Origin of the sequence: Roseomonas nitratireducens (assembly GCF_017813355.1) — a bacterium.
GTDB classification, from domain to species: domain Bacteria; phylum Pseudomonadota; class Alphaproteobacteria; order Acetobacterales; family Acetobacteraceae; genus Neoroseomonas; species Neoroseomonas nitratireducens.
This window is the reverse complement of record NZ_JAGIYZ010000019.1, coordinates 24,851-41,935: the sequence shown is the minus strand read 5'-3', so window position 1 is coordinate 41,935 and position 17,085 is coordinate 24,851. Positions and strand designations below refer to the sequence as shown.

Sequence of the window (17,085 nt, the reverse complement as noted above, 5' to 3'; positions counted from 1 at the left end):
CGCGGGGTGACGTGACGTGGCGGGCAAGCGCGTGATGGTGGGCGAGATCGGCAGGCCGCATGGCGTGCGCGGCCTCGTGCGCCTGCGCGCCTTCACCGAGGACCCGTCCGCCATCGCGCGCTACTCGCCCCTGACGGATGAGAGCGGGACGCGTCGCTTCGTCCTCACCCTCAAGGGCGGCGACATCGCCGCCATCGAGGGTGTCGCGGATCGCGACGCGGCGCAGCGCCTGACGGGCACGCGCCTGTATGTCGAGCGCGACCGCCTGCCGCCCCCGGCGGAGGAGGAGTTCTACCTGACCGACCTGATCGGCCTCGCCGCCGTGACGGAAGGCGGGGATCGCCTCGGCCAGGTGCGCGCGGTGGAGGACCACGGCGCGGGCGCCTTCCTCGTCATCGAGGGGGAGGGGCGGGAACACCTGCTGCCCTTCACCCGCGCGGCGGTGCCGGTGGTCGACATCGCCGGCGGCCGCGTGACGGTGGCGCTGCCCGACGAGGTCATCGTCGCGCCGCAGAAGGGGGAGGACGCGGCATGAACTGGCACGCCTCCATCCTCACGCTGTTCCCGGACATGTTCCCCGGGCCGCTCGGCCTGTCGCTCGCCGGCCGCGCGCTGCGGGACGGCACCTGGCGGGTCGAGGCGACCGACATCCGCGGCTTCGCCACCGACCGCCACCGTACGGTGGACGACACGCCGGCCGGCGGCGGGGCGGGGATGGTGATGCGCCCGGACGTGCTGGACGCGGCGATCGCGGGCGTGATGCCCGCGGGCGACGCGAGGCCGCTGATCTACCTGACGCCGCGCGGCCGGCTGCTCGACCAGGCGATGGTCCGCGGCCTGGCGGCGGGCCCCGGCGTGGTGCTGCTCTGCGGCCGCTACGAGGGCGTGGACCAGCGCGTCATCGACGCGCGCGGCATGATCGAGGTCTCGGTCGGCGACTATGTGCTGAGCGGGGGGGAGACGGCCGCACTCGTGCTGCTCGACGCCTGCGTGCGGCTGCTGCCCGGCGTGATGGGCGCGGCCGACAGCGCGGCGGAGGAAAGCCACGGCGCCGACGGCCTGCTGGAATACCCGCACTACACCCGCCCGGCCGAATGGCAGGGGCGGACCATTCCGGACGTGCTGCTGTCCGGCCACCACGCGGAGATCGCGCGCTGGCGCCGGGCGGAGAGCGAGCGGATCACGAAGGAGCGCCGCCCCGATCTCTGGGCGCGGCATGAAGCGAAACCGGCGGGCGCGGGGGGCATGGACGGCCGCCCCGCCGCCGCCTAAACGACTGCCAACGAAAGGAACCTGTCATGAACCTGCTGCAGCAGTTCGAGGCCGAGCAGATGGCCCGCCTCGCCGCCGCCCGCGCCGTGCCGGACTTCGCGCCCGGCGACACCGTGCGCGTGATGGTGAAGGTCGTGGAAGGCGAGCGCACCCGCACCCAGGCCTATGAGGGCGTGGTGATCGCGCGCTCGAACAAGGGCGTGAACAGCAACTTCACCGTCCGCAAGCTGAGCTACGGCGAGGGCGTGGAGCGCGTCTTCCCGCTGTACTCCCCGAACGTGGCCGACATCCAGGTGGTCCGCCGCGGCAAGGTGCGCCGCGCGAAGCTGTATTACCTGCGTGGCCGCACCGGCAAGTCGGCGCGCATCGCCGAGAAGCTGGGCATGAAGTCGGACGGCGCCGCCAAGGCCGCCGCCACGACCGAAGCCTGAACCAACCAGGGGTGCCGCGATCGACGCGGCGCCCCTCGCGCACTGCCCCGGGGGAAAACGATGTCAGCGCAGAAGCCGCGCACCTTGTTCGACAAGATCTGGGACGCCCATGTGGTGGAGACGCTCCCCGACGGCACGGCGCTGCTCTACATCGACCTCCACCTGACGCATGAGGTGACCACGCCGCAGGCCTTCGACGGCCTGCGCGCCGCGGGGCGCCGCGTGCGCCGGCCGGATGCGACGCTCGCGGTGGTGGACCACAACATCGCCACCGACGACAGCCGCCGCACCGGCATCGTGGACCCCGAGAGCCGCCTGCAGGTCGAGACGCTCGAGAAGAACGTCGTCGAGTTCGGCGTGCCCTACATCCCGCTGCTCGACGACCGGCAGGGCATCGTGCACGTGATCGGGCCCGAGCTCGGCCGCTCGCTGCCCGGCATGACGATCGTCTGCGGCGACAGCCACACCTCGACCCATGGCGCGATGGGCGCGCTCGCCTTCGGCATCGGCACGAGCGAGGTCGAGCACGTGCTCGCCACGCAGACGCTGCTGCAGAAGCCGGCCAAGAACATGCGCGTCAGCGTCGACGGCAACCTCGCCTTCGGCTGCTCGGGCAAGGACATCGTGCTGGCCATCATCGGCAAGATCGGCACGGCGGGCGGCACGGGGCACGTCATCGAATACGCCGGCGACGCGATCCGCGCGCTCGACATGGCCGGGCGCATGACAGTCTGCAACATGACGATCGAGGGCGGGGCGCGCGCCGGCATGGTCGCCCCCGACCAGACCACCTTCGACTACATCGCCCGCACGCCGAACGGCCCGAAGGGCGACGCGCTGAAGCGTGCGATGGAATGGTGGAAGACGCTGCCGTCCGATGCGGGGGCGCATTTCGACACCGAGATCCGCCTCGACGCCCATGCCATCGCCCCGCAGGTGACCTGGGGCACGAACCCGGAAGCCGTGCTGCCCATCACCGGCGTGGTGCCGAACCCGGCCGACGTGGCGGATGAGGCGAAGCGCGCGCAGATGCAGCGCATGGTCGAGTACATGGGCCTGACGCCCGGCCAGCGGCTGCAGGACCTCAAGGTCGATGTCGTGTTCATCGGTTCGTGCACCAATTCGCGCATCGAGGACATCCGCGCCGCCGCCGCCATCGCCAAGGGCCGCCGCGTGGCCGACGGCGTGCGCGCCCTGGTCGTGCCCGGCTCGGGCCTGGTGAAGAAGCAGGCGGAGGCCGAGGGCCTCGACCGCATCCTGAAGGAAGCGGGCTTCGAGTGGCGGGAAGCCGGCTGCTCCATGTGCCTCGGCATGAACCCGGACAAGCTCACGCCCGGCCAGCGCAGCGCCTCGACCTCGAACCGCAACTTCGAGGGGCGGCAGGGTCCGGGCGGGCGCACGCATCTTCTCAGCCCCGCCATGGCGGCCGCGGCCGCGGTGTCCGGGCACCTCGCCGATGTGCGGGACTACCAGCCGAAGGAAGCTCTGTGATGCAGGCCTTCACCAAGCTCACCGGCATCGCCGCGCCGCTGCCGAAGGCGAATGTCGACACCGACCAGATCATCCCGGCGCGCTTCCTCAAGTCGATCTCGCGGCTCGGCTTCGGGAAGAACCTGTTCGCCAACTTCCGCTACAAGGAAGACGGCAGCGAGAACCCGGACTTCGTGCTGAACCAGGAGCCGTACCGGAAGGCCGAGGTGCTGATCGCCTTCGAGAATTTCGGCTGCGGTTCGTCGCGTGAACACGCGCCCTGGGCGCTGCTGGATTTCGGCATCCGCTGCGTCATCGCGCCCGACTTCGCCGACATCTTCCACAACAACTGCTTCAAGAACGGCGTCCTGCCGGTGCGGCTTCCGAAGGAGGTCTGCGCGCAGCTGATGGAGGATTCGAAGCTCGGCGCGAATGCGCGCATCACCGTCGACCTCGAGCGCGAGGTCGTGGTGCGCCCGAACGGGGAGGAAATCCCCTTCAAGATCGACCCGCTGCGCCGCCACCTGATGCTGAACGGCCTGGACGACATCGGCCAGACCATGCAGCACGCGCCGGCGATCGACAGCTTCGAGGCGCGGCAGAAGGCCGCGCAACCCTGGCTCTACGCCTGACCTGACGCCATTCCCGGGCCGCGGTCCCACCCGGGGCGTCGCCCATCGTACCAGAGGACGCCCCAGACTATGCCCGCCAACAAGAAGCTTCTCATCCTCCCGGGCGACGGTATCGGCCCGGAGGTGATGCGCGAGGTCCGCCGCGTCATCGACTGGATGTCCCGTCGCCGCGCCATCTCCTTCGACATGGAGGAAGGCCTGGTCGGCGGCGCCGCGATCGAGGCCGAGGGCAGCCCCTGCCCGGATGCGACGGTCGAGAAGGCGATGGCGGCGGACGCGGTGCTGTTCGGTTCCGTCGGCGGCCCGCGCTGGGACAGCCTGCCCTTCGACAAGCGCCCCGAGCTCGGCATCCTGCGCCTGCGCAAGGACCTCGGCCTGTTCGCGAACCTTCGCCCCGCGCTCGTGCTCGACGCGCTGGTCGATGCCTCCTCGCTCAAGGCCGACATCGTGCGCGGCGTGGACATCATGGTGGTCCGCGAGTCGACCGGCGGCGTCTATTTCGGCGAACCCCGCGGCGTCGAGATCCTGCCCGACGGCAAGCGCCGCGGCTTCGACACCGACGTGTACCATGAAGACGAGATCGCCCGCGTCGCGCGCGTCGCCTTCGACCTCGCGCGCAAGCGCCGCAGGAAGGTGACGAGTGTCGAGAAGGCGAACGTCATGCAGTCCGGCCGCCTGTGGCGCGCCGTGGTGGGCGAGATCCACAAGGCCGAATACGCCGATGTGGAACTCGAGAACATGTACGCCGACAACTGCGCCATGCAGCTCTGCTCGCGGCCGAAGCAGTTCGACGTCATCCTCGGCAACAACCTGTTCGGCGACGTGCTGTCGGACCTGGCGGCGGCGCTGACGGGCTCGCTCGGCATGCTGCCCTCGGCGACGCTCGGCGCGGTGGATCCGGTCACCGGCAAGCGCCACGCGCTGTACGAGCCGATCCACGGATCCGCGCCGGACATCGCCGGCAAGGGCATCGCGAATCCGCTCGCGCAGATCCTGTCCTTCGCGATGCTGCTGCGCTGGTCCTTCGCGCTGGATGAGGACGCGACGCTGCTCGAGACCGCGGTCGCCAAGGTGCTCGCGGGCGGCCTGCGCACGGCGGACATCATGCAGCAGGGCATGGCGCGCGTCGGCACCTCGGTCATGGGCGAGGCCGTGGTGCGCGAACTCGACAAGATGGCGGCCTGAAAACGCAGCGGAGGGGTTGCGCCACCGCCGCCTCTCCGCTATTTCCCCCGCCTCGCCGCCGTGGCGACTGCGCGCCCGTAGCTCAGCTGGATAGAGCACCAGACTACGAATCTGGGGGTCAGAGGTTCGAATCCTTTCGGGCGCGCCATTCGCCGCCGGGCAGCATCAGCGCCCGTAGCTCAACTGGACAGAGCACCAGACTACGGATCTGGGGGTTGGGAGTTCGAATCTTCCCGGGCGCGCCACGCCATCAGGCGCGGAAATCCCCGGGCGAAACGCCCCCCAGTTCCGTCAGCAGCATCGGCCAGGCCCGCAGCCCTTCCTCGAGCGACGACAGCCGGAAGAACTCGTTCGGCGCGTGGATGTCCTCGTCCGGCATGGCGAAGCCGAACATCAGCGTATCGAGCCCCAGCATCTCCTGGAACACCGCCGTGATGGGCAGGGTGCCGCCGATCCGCGCGCGCACCGGCGGGCGGCCGGAAAGCCGTTCCAGCACCCGCTCGGCGGCGGCCAGCAGCGGATGCCCGTCGCGCAGCGTGAAGGCGGCCGATCCCGCGCCGCTCTCCTCGAAGGCAAGGGTGACGCCGGGCGGGACGCTGGCGAGCAGATGGTCGCGCATCACGCGCTGGCAGCGCGCCGGATCCTGCCCGGGGCCGAGGCGCATGGTGACCTTCGCATGCGCCTCGCAGGGCAGGACGGTCTTGTTGCCCGCGCCGGTATAGCCGCCCCACATGCCGTTCACCTCGATGCTCGGCAGCAGCGTCAGGCGTTCCTGCACGCTGTGCGCCGGATCGCCCCAGGGCGTCGCGCCGATCGCGGCGTAGAACTCCGCCTCGTCCACCGCGAGCGCCGCGGCGTCCGCGCGTTCGCGCGGCCCGATCGGGGCGAGGTCGTCCATGAAGCCGGGAATGGCGATCCGCCCTTGCGCGTCGTGGAAGGTCGCGACCAGCCGCGCCATCTCGTGCAGCGCGTTGCGCACCGCCGCGCCGAAGCGGCCCGAATGCAGGTCCTTGCCTGCCGTGCGCAGGGTGAAGCGCAGCGCCGTCAGCCCGCGCGACCCGACATTGATGGTGGGCAGCACCGTGCTCGCCCGCCCGCCATCGGCCGACAGCACCGCATCGGCGCGCAGCGAGTCCCGGTGCCGCCCGATCAGCGTGCGGATCGACGGGCTGCCCGTCTCCTCCTCCCCTTCCAGGAAGAAGCGGATGTTCACCGGGCAGCCGCCGGCGGCGATGAACTCGGCGACCGTCTCGATGGCGATCAGCGTCGATCCCTTCACGTCCGAGGCGCCGCGCGCATAGATCCGCCCGTCGCGGATGTCGGGTTCGAAGGGCGGGGTCTTCCACAGATCGAGCGGGTCCGGCGGCTGCACGTCGTAATGGCCGTAGACGAGGATGGTCGGCCGCCCCGGCGCGCCCTCCCACGCCGCCGTCACCGCCGGCTGGCCGCCGCCATCCAGCAGCCGCACGTCGGACAGGCCGGCCTCCCGCAGCCGGGCCATCAGGAAGTCCCGCGTCGCGTCCATGCCGGCCGCGTAGGCCGGGTCGGTGCTGACGCTGGGCAGGCGGAGCAGGGCCTTGAGCCGCTCAAGGATTTCCCCCTGCCGCGCCAGAAGGCGCATCGCCACGGCCTCGCTCATCGCGCATCCCCCGCATGTGCCGGGGCAGCCTAGACCGGTCCGCGGCGCGGTTGCACAGTGCGCGGGACAGAAACGGGAACCCGGGATGGAACGTCCACCGAACGCGGCCGCGCGCCGCGCCGCCTTCCGCGCGATCCTCGCCGGCGGCGCCTGCATCCATCCGGCCTCGGTGCATGATCCGGTCGCAGGGCGCATCGCCGCCGACCTCGGCTTCGAGGCGGCGATGTTCGCGGGCTCCGTCGCCTCGCTCGCCGTGCTCGGCGCGCCCGACCTTATCCTGGTGACGCTGACGGAATTCGCCGAACAGGCGCGCCGCATCTGCCGCGCCGGCGCCCCGCCGCTGCTGGTCGATGCCGACCATGGCTACGGCAACGCGCTCAACGTCATGCGCACGGTCGAGGAACTGGAAGCCGCCGGCATCGCCGCGCTGACCATCGAGGACACCGACCTCCCCCGCGCCCATGGCGGCGGCGAGCCCGGCCTGCTGAGCCTGGAGGCCGGCCTGGGCAAGATGCGCGCGGCCGTCGCCGCGCGGCAGGAAGCGGGCCTCGTCGTCGTCGCGCGCACCAGCGCGCTCAACCTCGTCAGCCTGGACGAAGCCGTGCGCCGCGCCGCGGCCTATGCGACCTGCGGCGCCGACGCGCTGTTCTTCACCGGCGTGAATGAATGGGAGCAGCTCGCCGCCATCCAGGCCGTCTCCGGCGGTCTGCCCATCATCCTCGGCGGCACGCCGGCCAAGATGAGCGACCGCGCGCGGCTCGCCGCCCATGGTGTGCGCGTGGCACTCCAAGGCCACCAGCCCTTCGCCGCGGCCGTCGCCGCGCTGCACGCCACGCTCAAGGCGCTGCGGGACGGCACGCCGCCGTCGGACCTGCCCAACATCGCCCCCGCCGCCCTGATGAAGGCGGTCACACGTGAAGGCGACTACGCCGCCTTCACCCGCGACTTCCTCTGACACCGGACGAGACCGCCCATGCCCGTCGATCCCCAGACCCTGGCCGCGCTGCAGGACAAGTACCTGGTGCTGCATGAATTCGTCCGCGCGGCGAAGAACCGGCTCGACGCCAACATCTGGGACTACCTGGTGGGTGCCACCGAGACGGAGGCGACCATGCGGCGCAACCGCATGGGGATCGACGCGCTCGCCTTCCGCCCCCGCGTCCTGCGCGACGTGTCGGAGATCGACACCTCGTCGACGCTCTTCGGCAAGAAGGTGCGGCTGCCGGTGCTGCTCGCCCCGGTCGGCGGGCTCGAATTCATGGCGGTCGGCGCCAATGGCGCGGTGACGGCGGGGGAGGGGGCCTCGGCCTTCGGCGTGCCGATCATGCTCTCCTCCGTCTCCAAGCCGGGGCTGGAGGAGGTCGCGGCGGCGGCCACGGGGATGAAGATCTACCAGCTGTATGTCCGCGGCGACGCCGCCTCGGTCGAGGACAGCATCCAGCGCGCCAAGGCCCATGGCTACGACGCCTTCTGCCTGACGGTCGACACCGCGATCTACAGCCGCCGCGAACGCGACATCGCGCGCCGCTTCGCCAAGCCCTGGCGCGCGACGGCGACGGGGGAGGCGCAGCGCTACCAGGCCGCGCTGAACTGGGACGACGTGAAGCGCATCAAGGACCGCCATCCCGACATGCCGCTGATCCTCAAGGGCATCGGCACCGGGGAGGACGCGCTGATCGCCTGCCAGCACGGCGTCGAGGTCGTCTATGTCTCGAACCATGGCGGGCGGCAGCTCGATGCCGGGCGCGGGTCGATCGAGGTGCTGCCGGAAGTGGTGCAGGCCGTCGCGGGCCGGGCGAAAGTCTGGGTCGATGGCGGCTTCTCGCGCGGGACCGACATCGTGAAGGCGCTCTGCCTGGGCGCGGAATGCGTGGGCCTCGGGCGGCTGTACTGCTACGCGCTGGCGGCCGATGGCGCGGCGGGCGTGGTGCGGCTGCTGGAGGTCCTCGAGAACGAGTTCCGCTCGGCACTCGGCCTGCTCGGCGTCACCTCGGTCGGGCAACTCGGCCCGTCCTTCGTCGCGCCGTCCACGCCGACCAACCTGCCGCATGTGCACAGCGCCTTCCCGCTGCTGCGGCTCGACGATTCGGGGTATTGAACCCGCCCGCCCCGTCCCCCGGCCGAAGTCCCGTCCGCGAGCTGCTCGCGGACGGCACCTTCGTCCGTCTCTGGGCGGCGGGCGGCATGACCAATTCGATGCGCTGGGTGGAGATGCTCGTCAGCGGGCTGTTCGCCTATGAGCTGACGGGATCCGCCTTCGCCGTCTCCCTCGTGCTGATGTCGCGCGCGCTGCCGATGCTGACGGCGGGCGCGCTGGCGGGCGCGGTGGCCGAGAGCCTGGACCGCAAGCGGCTGCTGATGGCCGGCCAGGCGGCGACGGCGGGCGGCGCCATCGTCATCGCCATCCTGTCCGCGACGGGGCAACTCGCGCTGTGGCACCTGTTCCTCAACGGGCTGCTCGGCGGGCTCGTCTGGACCAACGAACTGGCGACGCGCCGGCGGATGGTGGCGGAAGCGGCGGGGCCGCAGCGCATCGTCCAGGCGGTCGCCTTCGACACCATGACGGGCAGCACCACGCGCATGGTCGGGCCGCTGGCGGGCGGCATCTTCTACCAGACGGTCGGCGTCACCACGGCCTATGTCATCGCCTCCTGCGTCTATGTGCTCGCCTTCACGCTGGTGATGGGCGTGGCGCACACCCAGGAACGGCGCATGCTGGTCGCCCGCCGGCTGGTGGCGGACGTGGCCGAGGCGCTGCGCATCGCGCTGTCCATGCCCGCGCTGCGCCTCGTGCTCGGCATCACCATCGCGATGAACGTCTTCGGCTTCTCCTACACCGCGATCCTGCCGGCCTTCGGGGCGATCGCCTTCCAGGCGAGCCCGGTCGAGATCGGGCTGCTCGCCGCGGCGGAGCCCTTCGGCGCGCTGCTCGCGGGGCTGGCCATCGCGCTGCGGCGCGGGCCGCCGCCCGGCCGGCTCGCCTTCGCGCTCGGCTCGGCCGGCTTCCTCGTGGTGCTCTGCGCGGCGGCGCTGGCGCCCGGCCTGCCGCTCGCCGCGCTGCTGCTGATGGTGGGCGGCATCGGCACGGCCTGCTTCGCCAGCCTGCAGACCGGGCTCGTGATGATGCAGGCGCCGATCGAGGCGCGGTCGCGCATCCTCGGCCTGACGACGACCTGCATCGGCATGGGTCCGCTCGGCGTGCTGGTGGTGGGCGCGCTGGCGGATGCGGTCGGGCCGCGCGCTGCGATTGCGGGCATGGCCGTCGCGGGTGTCGCTGCGGTTGCGATGGCGGTCGCTTTTTCGCGGAAGTGAGTGCAACTTCACCTAGTGAATCACTTTTTCTTGAATCTGATTCAAAGTCGGATCGACAGGCTATGCTGCGCCTCAGTTCGCAGTCTCGCCGCGGCGCATCGGTGCGCCGGTCCATGAATGCATCTGCCCAGGGGAGACCCGACGACCATGCTCGACTTCCCGCACCGCATCCTGATCGTCGAGGACGAGACGCTCGTCGCCATGCTGGTCGAGGATGCGCTGAACGATGCCGGGTACGGCGTCATCGGCCCCGCCCGCACCGTGACCGAGGCGCTGCACCTGCTCGAGGGCGAGCGCCCGAGCGCCGTGGTGCTGGACCTCAACCTGGCGGGCGAGAGTTCCGGCGGCATCGCCGACCTGCTCGCCGCGCGCGGCATCCCCTTCGTCGTCGCGACCGGCTATGGCGCGGCCGGCGTCCCGCCGCAGCACCGCAACGCGCCGGTGCTGCCCAAGCCCTACGATCCCGCGGACCTCACCGCGGCCGTCGCGCGGCTCTGCGGCCAGGCCTGACGACGGGGCTTGCATCGGCGCCCTTCGGCCGCACCTATTCGCGGCGAGGAGATCGCGATGACCGAGGACGAGGTCCCGACGACCGGGGCGGTGCGCGACAAGCTGATCCGCACCAAGGAGAAATGGGCCGAGGAAGGCCGGCTGCTGACCGGCACCACCGCCGACCCCGCGCGCGACCGCCTGCCGCCCGGCCAGACGCTGGTGAAGGACTGGCCGGTGCTCGACCTCGGCGTCCAGCCGGACGTATCCAAGGCGAAGTTCCGCCTGCGGGTCGAAGGGCTGGTCGAGAACCGCCTTGCCCTCGATTGGGACGCCTTCATGGCGCTGCCGCAAAGCGAGATGGTCTGCGACATCCACTGCGTGACCCAGTGGAGCCGCTACGACAACCGCTTCGCCGGCGTGAAGGTCGCCGACATCCTCGCCCAGGCGAGGCCGAAGCCCGAGGCGCGCTTCGTCAGCCTGACCTGCTACGACGGCTACACGACGAACCTGACGCTCGAGGATTTCGCCGCCCCCGACGTGATCTTCGCCCATGCGTGGGAAGGCGCGCCGCTGGAACGCCAGCACGGCGCGCCGGTGCGGCTCGTGCTGCCGCGCCTGTACTTCTGGAAAAGCCCGAAATGGATCACGCGGGTGGAATTGCTCGCCGCCGACCGGCCCGGCTTCTGGGAGGTGCGCGGCTACCACAATCGCGGCGATCCCTGGATGGAGGAACGCTATGGCTGATGCCCTTCGCCGCGCCCTGCTGGCAGTGCCGCTGATGGCCGCCATGCCCGCGGATGCGTCCGAGCCCGACGCTTTTTCGTTCCGCTTCGCCTCCCTCGAAGGCGGCGAGATCGACCTCGCCGCCTGGCGCGGGCGGGTGCTGCTGGTGGTCAACACCGCGTCCTTCTGCGGCTTCACGCCGCAATACGCGGCACTCCAGCGGCTGCACGACCGCTACCAGGCGCGCGGCCTCGTCGTGCTCGGCGTGCCGTCGAACGACTTCAACCAGGAAGCCGGCAACGCCCGGCAGATCCGCGAGTTCTGCGACGCGCAATTCGGCATCGAGTTCCCGATGGCGGGGCTGACGCGGGTGCGCGGCGTGCAGGCGCATCCCTTCTTCCGCTGGGCGTCGTCGCGCGCCGGCGGCGAGCCGCGCTGGAACTTCCACAAATACCTCGTCGCGCGCGACGGGCGCCGCGTGCAGGGCTTCGCCACGCGCATCGAGCCCGACAGCCGCGAGATGACCCAGGCGATCGAGGCCGCGCTCGCCGCCCCTACGGCCTGAGCGGCGGCGCGAGGCGCGGGATGAAGGCGACGCATTCGTCATCCTCCCGCCCGATCGCCATCACCAGTTGCCCGCCTTCGAAGAAGCAGCCGGAGCGCCACATGCCGGCGACGCGGTTGTCGGGGTCGGTGTAGACGCCCTGGCCGTGGGGGAAATCATCCTCCCACATCCCTTCGTAGCGGCGGCCGCCGGGCCAGACATGCACGCCATGGCCGTGGAAGTCGTTGGCGCGGAAGCCGCCATCATACCGGTCGCCCTCGCCGAATTCGTACCAGCCTTGGCCGTCCAGGCGTCCGTTGCGGAGCGTGCCGCCGAAGCGTTCCACCTCCGCCTTGCCATCCTCGGTCCAGCGCCAGACGCCCTCGCCCTCGCCCTCGGCCGGGCCGGCGGGGCAGGGGCCGGTGAAGGCGAGCGTCTCGCCCTCCTTCGAATTCGGATTCCAGATCCAGCAGCCGCTATCCGCGGCGACCGACCAGCCGGGCCGGCCGGGAATGGCGCGCTCCGCCTCGGGCGGCGCCGGCGGCCGGGCAAGGGCTGGTGGGGCAAGCAGCAAGCCGAGCATGAGAAGGCAGGCAAGGCGGCGCGGCATGGGCGTGGTCTCCGTCGGCGGCGCCATCGAAGCCGTTGTGCCGCCGTTCCGGCAAGCCCCGCGGTCAACCCAGCCGCGCGAGCAGCGCTTCGACCGCGGCCTCGAACATCTCCGGCGTCAGCCGGCGGGTCGAGGTGTTGTAGCGGCTGACATGGTAGGAATCGGCCAGCATCAGCCCGTCCGGCAGCACATGGATCGCGCCATGCGCGAAGGCATGGCGGGATGCCGGGATGCCCTTGGCCCGCAGCAGCGCGTTGTGCGCGACGACGCCGAGCGCGAGCACCGCGCGCAGCCCCGGCATGGCGGCGAGTTCCGCCTGCAGGAAGCCGTTGCAGGTCCTGATCTCGGCCGGCGTGGGCAGGTTCTCGGGCGGCACGCAGCGCACGGCGTTGGCGATGCGGCAGCCGGTCAGCTCCATGCCGTCATTGGGGTCCTCGCGGAATTCCCCGCGCGCCTGGCCGAATTTCAGCAGGGTCCCGTAGAGCAGCCGCCCGGCATAGTCCCCCGTGAAGGGCCGCCCCGTCCGGTTCGCCCCGCGCACGCCGGGGGCGAGGCCGAGCACGAGCAGCGGAGCATCCCGCGGCCCCCAGGAGGGCACCGGCCCGTTGTGCCAGCCGGGATTGGCCGCGCGGTTCGCCGTGCGATAGGCGACCAGGCGCGGGCAGAGCGGGCAGTCATGGGCGGGCGCGGCGCTCAAGCCTCGGGCTCCGGCACCACCGCATCGGCATAGGGGTCGGCCGGCGTCGCGCGCGTCGGGCGCGGCGCGGGGGCGGCTATGGGGGCCGACGGCGGCGGCGGCGCGGCCGCGGCGGCGCGGCCGCGGGGTTCGATCTGCCGGCGCGTGATCTGCGGCGCGATCTCCTCCAGTTCCAGGAAGGCATCGGCCTGGCGGCGCAACTCGTCGGCGATCATCGGCGGCTGCGCGCGCATCGAGGAGACGACCGTCACCCGCGCGCCCGTCCGCTGCACCGATTCCACCAGCCGGCGGAAATCGCCGTCGCCCGAGAACAGCACCACGTGGTCGAGCTGCGGGGCGAGCTCCAGCATGTCGACCGCGATCTCGACATCCATGTTGCCCTTCAGGCGCAGCCGCCCGCTCGGGTCCGATTGCTGCTTGGCCGGCTTGGTGACCACCTGCCAGCCATTGTAGCCGAGCCAGTCGGTCAGCGGGCGAAGCGGGGAGTAGTCCTCCGTCTCGACCACCGCGGTGTAGTAGAAGGCGCGGACGAGGTAGGTGCCGCCACGGAAATAGTCGAGCAGCGCGGCGAAATCGATCTCGAAGCCCAGCGCGCGGGAGGTGTGGTAGAGGTTCGCCCCATCCACGAAGACCCCGATGCGCTCAGCAGCACCTTGTCGCCGCATGTCCTTGGTCCTGCCTTCCCTGGCGCCGCCGTATCGCGGGCCGGCGTCCGCTACACCCTCCGGGGGGTCCTGTCATGCCGGCTGAGGTCGCGCTGGTGGCGATCGGCGCCAACCTGCCGCGGGAGGATGGCGCGGGGCCGCACGAGACCTGCCGCTGGGCGGTCGGGCGGCTCGGCGCGATTCCGGGGCTGCGGGTCGTCGCCGTCTCCTCCTGGTGGGAATCGGCGCCGATCCCGCCCGACCCGCGCTCCCCGCCCTATGTGAACGGGGTCGCGCGGCTGGAGGGGGAGGCGACGCCCGAGGGGCTGCTCGCCGCCCTGCACGCCATCGAGGACGAGGCCGGCCGGGCGCGGCCCTTCCCGAACGCGCCGCGGGTGCTGGACCTGGACCTGATCGACCTGGGCGGGCGGGTCCTGGCCGGGCCGGCGCCGATCCTGCCCCATCCGCGGGCGGCGGAGCGCGCCTTCGTGCTGCGCCCGCTGGCGGAGGTGGCCCCCGGCTGGGTCCACCCCGTGCTGGGCCGGCCGGTGGAGGCGCTGATCGCCGCCCTGCCGCCCCAGGAGATCGGGCGGCTGGCGGGGGAATAGCGCGGTTGCGCCTTGCTTCCAGGGCGGGGCGTGGCTATGTGGAGGGTTCACCGGCATGCCCGGGCGCCGGGGGACCCCTCCGCGCGCCCCACATCTGTTTGGAGCCTCCATGGCGCGCGTCACGGTCGAAGACTGCATCGAGAAGATCCCGAACCGCTTCGAGCTCGTGCTGCTCGCCGCCCAGCGCGCGCGCAACATCAGCCGCGGGGAGCAGATCGAGGTCGATCGCGACAACGACAAGAACCCCGTCGTGGCGCTGCGCGAGATCGCCGAGGAGAAGGTCGAGCTCGCCGCGCTGGAAGGCGACCTCATCAAGTCGCTGAGCCGCGCGCCGGAGCCCGAGCCTGCCGAGGAGGAGGTGATGGACATCATCGCCACCGACGAGAACATCTTCGGCATCATGGAAGTGCAGGACGAAGCGCTGCCCGAGGCCTCCGCCGAGGATCTGTCGCCCGACGACATCGAGGCGGCGATCGCCGCGGAACTGGCCGGCAAGCGCTAAGGCCGCGCCATGGGCCAGGGCGCCGCAGGCCGCCCCAGCAACGGCCCCCTGCCGGCCCCCGAAGGGCTGCGCGGCACCGGGACAGTGAACCCCGGTGCCGAACTCGCGGCCAAGGTCCTCGCCTACGATCCCCGCGCCGATGGCGGCCTGATCGAGCGCGCCTACGCGCTGGCCGAGGAAGCCCACGCCCCGCAGCGGCGGGAGGACGGGCAGCCCTACATCGTCCATCCGCTCGCCGTCGCCGACATCCTCGCCGGCTACCGGCTCGATGCCGCGACCGTCGCGACCGCGCTGCTGCACGACACGGTCGAGGACACCGGCGTCACGCTGGCGGAACTCGAGAAGCGCTTCGGCAAGGAAGTGGCGCGCCTCGTCGACGGCGTGACCAAGCTGACGCGGCTCGAACTGCAATCCGAGCGCACCAAGCAGGCGGAGAATTTCCGCAAGCTGGTGCTGGCCATGAGCGAGGACATCCGCGTCCTCATCGTCAAGCTCGCGGACCGGCTGCACAACATGCGCACCATCGGCGCGGTGGCCAAGCCCGAGAAGCGCGTGCGCACGGCGCGCGAGACGCTCGAGATCTATGCCCCGCTCGCCGAGCGCATCGGCATGGACGCGCTCAAGACCGAGATCGAGACGCTGTCCTTCCGGGAGATGAACCCGGATGCCTGGCAGACCATCGCCGCGCGCCTGACCTACCTGCGCGGCCAGGGCGCGGACCTGATCGAGGAGATCGAGCAGGATGTCCGCCGCGTGCTGCGGGAGGCGGGGGTCGAGGCGATCGAGGTGCAGGGGCGGGAGAAGTCGCCCTATTCCATCTGGCTCAAGATGCAGCGCAAGAACGTCGCGTTCGAGCAGCTGTCCGACATCATGGCCTTCCGCGTCATCGTGAAGGACAAGGGCGATTGCTACGGCGCGCTCGGCGCCATCCATTCCGCCTATCGCGTCGTGCCCGGCCGGTTCAAGGACTGGATCAGCACGCCCAAGACCAACGGCTACCAGTCGGTCCACACCGGCGTGACGGTGCCGGAAAAGCGCAACGCCAAGATCGAGGTGCAGATCCGCACGCGCGAGATGCACGACGTCGCGGAATACGGCGTGGCGGCGCACTGGGTGTACAAGCAGGGCGAGGGATCGGCCGCGACGCGCAAGCGCTACCCCTGGGTGCGCGACCTGCTGGAGATCCTGGAATCCGCCTCCGACCCGCAGGACTTCCTCGACCACACCAAGCTCGAACTGCATCGCGACCAGGTCTTCTGCTTCACGCCCAAGGGCGACCTGATCGAATTGCCGCGCGGCGCGACGCCGGTCGACTTCGCCTACCAGGTGCACAGCCAGGTCGGCGACAACACCGTCGGCGCCAAGGTGAACGGCAAGATCGTGCCGCTGCGCCACACGCTGGAGAATGGCGACCAGGTCGAGATCATCACCGCCCGCGGCGGCAGCCCGAACCCGGCCTGGGAACGCTTCGTCGTCACCGGCAAGGCGCGCGCGCGCATCCGCCGCTTCGTCCATGCCCGCCAGCGCGCCGAGCAGCGGGAGGAAGGGCGCGCGGCGATCGCCAAGGCGTTCCGCGCCGCGGGCCTCGACTTCAGCGAGAAGATCGCCGAGCCGGCCGTGAAGGCGCTGAAGCAGCCGGATTTCGAGACGCTCTGCGTCGCGGTCGCCTCGGGCAACCTCTCCCCGCGGGAGGTGCTGCACGCCGCGGTGCCCGAGATGCGCACGCATATGCGCTCGGTGGACCAGATGCCGCTTGCCCGCCCGCGCGGGCGGCTCGGCGCCGGGCCGACGCTGACGGCGGGCAAGGCCGACCGCGCGCCGTCGTCCAAGCGCGATTCGGCGATGGGCGTGACCGGCCTCGTCTCCGGCATGGCGGTGCATTTCGCCGGCTGCTGCCACCCGCTGCCGGGCGACCGCATCGTCGGCATCGTCACCACGGGGCGCGGCGTGACGATCCACAAGCATGACTGCCACGGGCTGGAGGCCTTCTCCGCCACGCCCGAGCGCTTCATCGACGTGGACTGGGAATACGATGGCGGTGCCAAGGGCGCCCATGTCGGGCGGATCGAGCTGACGGCCGAGAACAACGCCGGCGCGCTGGCGGGCCTGACGACGGCGATCGCGCGGCAGGAAGGGGCGGTGAACAGCCTGCGCATCCTCAACCGCGCGGGGGAGTGGTGCGAGGTGCTGCTGGACGTGGAGGTGCGCGACACGGGGCACCTCGCCGCCATCCTCGCCGCGCTGCGCGCCTGCCCGGGCGTGACGCAGGTGGAGCGTGCGAAGGGATGAGGGGGAAGGGCGCGCCATGCGATCGCCGGAGGGCG

Annotated in this window: 19 protein-coding genes and 2 tRNA genes; 17 read left to right on the top strand and 4 right to left on the bottom strand. The window is 71.4% G+C overall.

From position 1 onward, the window contains the following. The first annotated feature begins 16 nt into the window (after positions 1–16). The 8 genes from rimM to J5Y09_RS17985 all read left to right on the top strand — a co-directional run bounded on the left by rimM (position 17) and on the right by J5Y09_RS17985 (position 5,235). Positions 17–535, top strand: coding sequence for a ribosome maturation factor RimM (gene rimM, locus J5Y09_RS18020; RefSeq protein WP_209353215.1), 519 nt, complete (start codon positions 17–19; stop codon positions 533–535). Beyond that, positions 532–1,272, top strand: coding sequence for a tRNA (guanosine(37)-N1)-methyltransferase TrmD (gene trmD / locus J5Y09_RS18015; protein WP_209353214.1), 741 nt, complete (start codon positions 532–534; stop codon positions 1,270–1,272). The genes rimM and trmD overlap by 4 nt, the downstream gene beginning before the upstream one ends. A 26-nt stretch (positions 1,273–1,298) precedes the next feature. After that, on the top strand, positions 1,299–1,703 hold the full coding sequence (rplS, locus tag J5Y09_RS18010; protein WP_209353213.1) for a 50S ribosomal protein L19: 405 nt from the start codon (positions 1,299–1,301) through the stop codon (positions 1,701–1,703). Between the two features lie 60 nt (positions 1,704–1,763). Next, on the top strand, positions 1,764–3,194 hold the full coding sequence (leuC, locus tag J5Y09_RS18005; protein ID WP_209353212.1) for a 3-isopropylmalate dehydratase large subunit: 1,431 nt from the start codon (positions 1,764–1,766) through the stop codon (positions 3,192–3,194). Then, positions 3,194–3,805 carry a 3-isopropylmalate dehydratase small subunit gene (gene leuD / locus J5Y09_RS18000; protein WP_209353211.1) on the top strand — a complete coding sequence of 204 codons (612 nt, stop codon included), beginning with the start codon at positions 3,194–3,196 and terminating at the stop codon, positions 3,803–3,805. Before leuC ends, leuD begins: the two co-directional genes overlap by 1 nt. A 69-nt stretch (positions 3,806–3,874) precedes the next feature. Next, entirely contained in the window at positions 3,875–4,990 is a 1,116-nt protein-coding gene (gene leuB, locus J5Y09_RS17995; RefSeq protein WP_209353210.1) for a 3-isopropylmalate dehydrogenase, read from the top strand. A gap of 71 nt (positions 4,991–5,061) precedes the next feature. Further along, positions 5,062–5,138: transfer RNA gene (locus J5Y09_RS17990), tRNA-Arg, on the top strand. A gap of 20 nt (positions 5,139–5,158) precedes the next feature. After that, positions 5,159–5,235, top strand: a tRNA-Arg gene (locus tag J5Y09_RS17985). Between the two features lie 5 nt (positions 5,236–5,240). Here the strand turns inward: J5Y09_RS17985 and J5Y09_RS17980 are convergent. Further along, entirely contained in the window at positions 5,241–6,629 is a 1,389-nt protein-coding gene (locus J5Y09_RS17980) for a M20/M25/M40 family metallo-hydrolase (protein WP_209353209.1), read from the bottom strand. A gap of 85 nt (positions 6,630–6,714) precedes the next feature. On the opposite strand from J5Y09_RS17980, the gene J5Y09_RS17975 reads away from it, so the two are divergent. From J5Y09_RS17975 to J5Y09_RS17950, 6 genes are all read left to right on the top strand, one after another. Next, entirely contained in the window at positions 6,715–7,584 is an 870-nt protein-coding gene (locus J5Y09_RS17975; RefSeq protein ID WP_209353208.1) for an isocitrate lyase/PEP mutase family protein, read from the top strand. Between the two features lie 18 nt (positions 7,585–7,602). After that, positions 7,603–8,727: an alpha-hydroxy acid oxidase gene (locus J5Y09_RS17970; protein WP_209353207.1), complete on the top strand. Its 1,125-nt coding sequence runs from the start codon at positions 7,603–7,605 to the stop codon at positions 8,725–8,727. Further along, on the top strand, positions 8,724–9,941 hold the full coding sequence (locus tag J5Y09_RS17965) for an MFS transporter (protein ID WP_209353206.1): 1,218 nt from the start codon (positions 8,724–8,726) through the stop codon (positions 9,939–9,941). Before J5Y09_RS17970 ends, J5Y09_RS17965 begins: the two co-directional genes overlap by 4 nt. 147 nt (positions 9,942–10,088) lie before the next feature. Continuing rightward, positions 10,089–10,451, top strand: a complete 363-nt coding sequence (locus J5Y09_RS17960; protein WP_209353205.1) for a response regulator — start codon at positions 10,089–10,091, stop codon at positions 10,449–10,451. Between the two features lie 57 nt (positions 10,452–10,508). Next, complete coding sequence (locus J5Y09_RS17955; protein ID WP_209353204.1) at positions 10,509–11,177, top strand: sulfite oxidase-like oxidoreductase; 669 nt, start codon at positions 10,509–10,511, stop codon at positions 11,175–11,177. After that, a complete protein-coding gene (locus J5Y09_RS17950; RefSeq protein ID WP_209353203.1) occupies positions 11,170–11,721 on the top strand; it encodes a glutathione peroxidase in 552 nt (183 codons plus the stop codon). Before J5Y09_RS17955 ends, J5Y09_RS17950 begins: the two co-directional genes overlap by 8 nt. Here J5Y09_RS17950 and J5Y09_RS17945 read toward each other — a convergent pair. From J5Y09_RS17945 to J5Y09_RS17935, 3 genes are all read right to left on the bottom strand, one after another. Then, positions 11,711–12,310 (bottom strand): MORN repeat-containing protein, encoded by a 600-nt coding sequence (locus J5Y09_RS17945; protein ID WP_209353202.1) that lies wholly within the window; start codon positions 12,308–12,310, stop codon positions 11,711–11,713. The two genes, J5Y09_RS17950 and J5Y09_RS17945, sit on opposite strands and share 11 nt — an antisense overlap. A 64-nt stretch (positions 12,311–12,374) precedes the next feature. Continuing rightward, a complete protein-coding gene (locus J5Y09_RS17940) occupies positions 12,375–13,007 on the bottom strand; it encodes a uracil-DNA glycosylase (protein WP_209353201.1) in 633 nt (210 codons plus the stop codon). Then, positions 13,004–13,672, bottom strand: coding sequence for a LabA-like NYN domain-containing protein (locus tag J5Y09_RS17935; protein WP_209353200.1), 669 nt, complete (start codon positions 13,670–13,672; stop codon positions 13,004–13,006). The genes J5Y09_RS17940 and J5Y09_RS17935 overlap by 4 nt, the downstream gene beginning before the upstream one ends. Before the next feature lie 74 nt (positions 13,673–13,746). Between J5Y09_RS17935 and folK the strand changes: the two genes are divergently transcribed. From folK to J5Y09_RS17920, 3 genes are all read left to right on the top strand, one after another. Next, positions 13,747–14,259, top strand: a complete 513-nt coding sequence (folK, locus tag J5Y09_RS17930) for a 2-amino-4-hydroxy-6-hydroxymethyldihydropteridine diphosphokinase (protein WP_209353199.1) — start codon at positions 13,747–13,749, stop codon at positions 14,257–14,259. Between the two features lie 109 nt (positions 14,260–14,368). Beyond that, positions 14,369–14,761, top strand: coding sequence for a DNA-directed RNA polymerase subunit omega (gene rpoZ, locus J5Y09_RS17925; protein ID WP_209353198.1), 393 nt, complete (start codon positions 14,369–14,371; stop codon positions 14,759–14,761). Between the two features lie 9 nt (positions 14,762–14,770). Next, positions 14,771–17,050, top strand: a complete 2,280-nt coding sequence (locus J5Y09_RS17920; RefSeq protein WP_209353197.1) for a RelA/SpoT family protein — start codon at positions 14,771–14,773, stop codon at positions 17,048–17,050. Positions 17,051–17,085: the final 35 nt, after the last annotated feature.

Coding starts and splice junctions, on each gene's coding strand:
- J5Y09_RS17955 (WP_209353204.1), top strand. CDS start 10,509: ATGACCGAGGACGAGGTCCCGACGACCGGGGCGGTGCGCGACAAGCTG.
- rpoZ (WP_209353198.1), top strand. CDS start 14,369: ATGGCGCGCGTCACGGTCGAAGACTGCATCGAGAAGATCCCGAACCGC.
- folK (WP_209353199.1), top strand. CDS start 13,747: ATGCCGGCTGAGGTCGCGCTGGTGGCGATCGGCGCCAACCTGCCGCGG.
- leuB (WP_209353210.1), top strand. CDS start 3,875: ATGCCCGCCAACAAGAAGCTTCTCATCCTCCCGGGCGACGGTATCGGC.
- J5Y09_RS17920 (WP_209353197.1), top strand. CDS start 14,771: ATGGGCCAGGGCGCCGCAGGCCGCCCCAGCAACGGCCCCCTGCCGGCC.
- J5Y09_RS17935 (WP_209353200.1), bottom strand. CDS start 13,672: ATGCGGCGACAAGGTGCTGCTGAGCGCATCGGGGTCTTCGTGGATGGG.
- leuD (WP_209353211.1), top strand. CDS start 3,194: ATGCAGGCCTTCACCAAGCTCACCGGCATCGCCGCGCCGCTGCCGAAG.
- J5Y09_RS17975 (WP_209353208.1), top strand. CDS start 6,715: ATGGAACGTCCACCGAACGCGGCCGCGCGCCGCGCCGCCTTCCGCGCG.
- J5Y09_RS17980 (WP_209353209.1), bottom strand. CDS start 6,629: ATGAGCGAGGCCGTGGCGATGCGCCTTCTGGCGCGGCAGGGGGAAATC.
- J5Y09_RS17970 (WP_209353207.1), top strand. CDS start 7,603: ATGCCCGTCGATCCCCAGACCCTGGCCGCGCTGCAGGACAAGTACCTG.
- rplS (WP_209353213.1), top strand. CDS start 1,299: ATGAACCTGCTGCAGCAGTTCGAGGCCGAGCAGATGGCCCGCCTCGCC.
- trmD (WP_209353214.1), top strand. CDS start 532: ATGAACTGGCACGCCTCCATCCTCACGCTGTTCCCGGACATGTTCCCC.
- J5Y09_RS17960 (WP_209353205.1), top strand. CDS start 10,089: ATGCTCGACTTCCCGCACCGCATCCTGATCGTCGAGGACGAGACGCTC.
- J5Y09_RS17945 (WP_209353202.1), bottom strand. CDS start 12,310: ATGCCGCGCCGCCTTGCCTGCCTTCTCATGCTCGGCTTGCTGCTTGCC.
- leuC (WP_209353212.1), top strand. CDS start 1,764: ATGTCAGCGCAGAAGCCGCGCACCTTGTTCGACAAGATCTGGGACGCC.
- J5Y09_RS17950 (WP_209353203.1), top strand. CDS start 11,170: ATGGCTGATGCCCTTCGCCGCGCCCTGCTGGCAGTGCCGCTGATGGCC.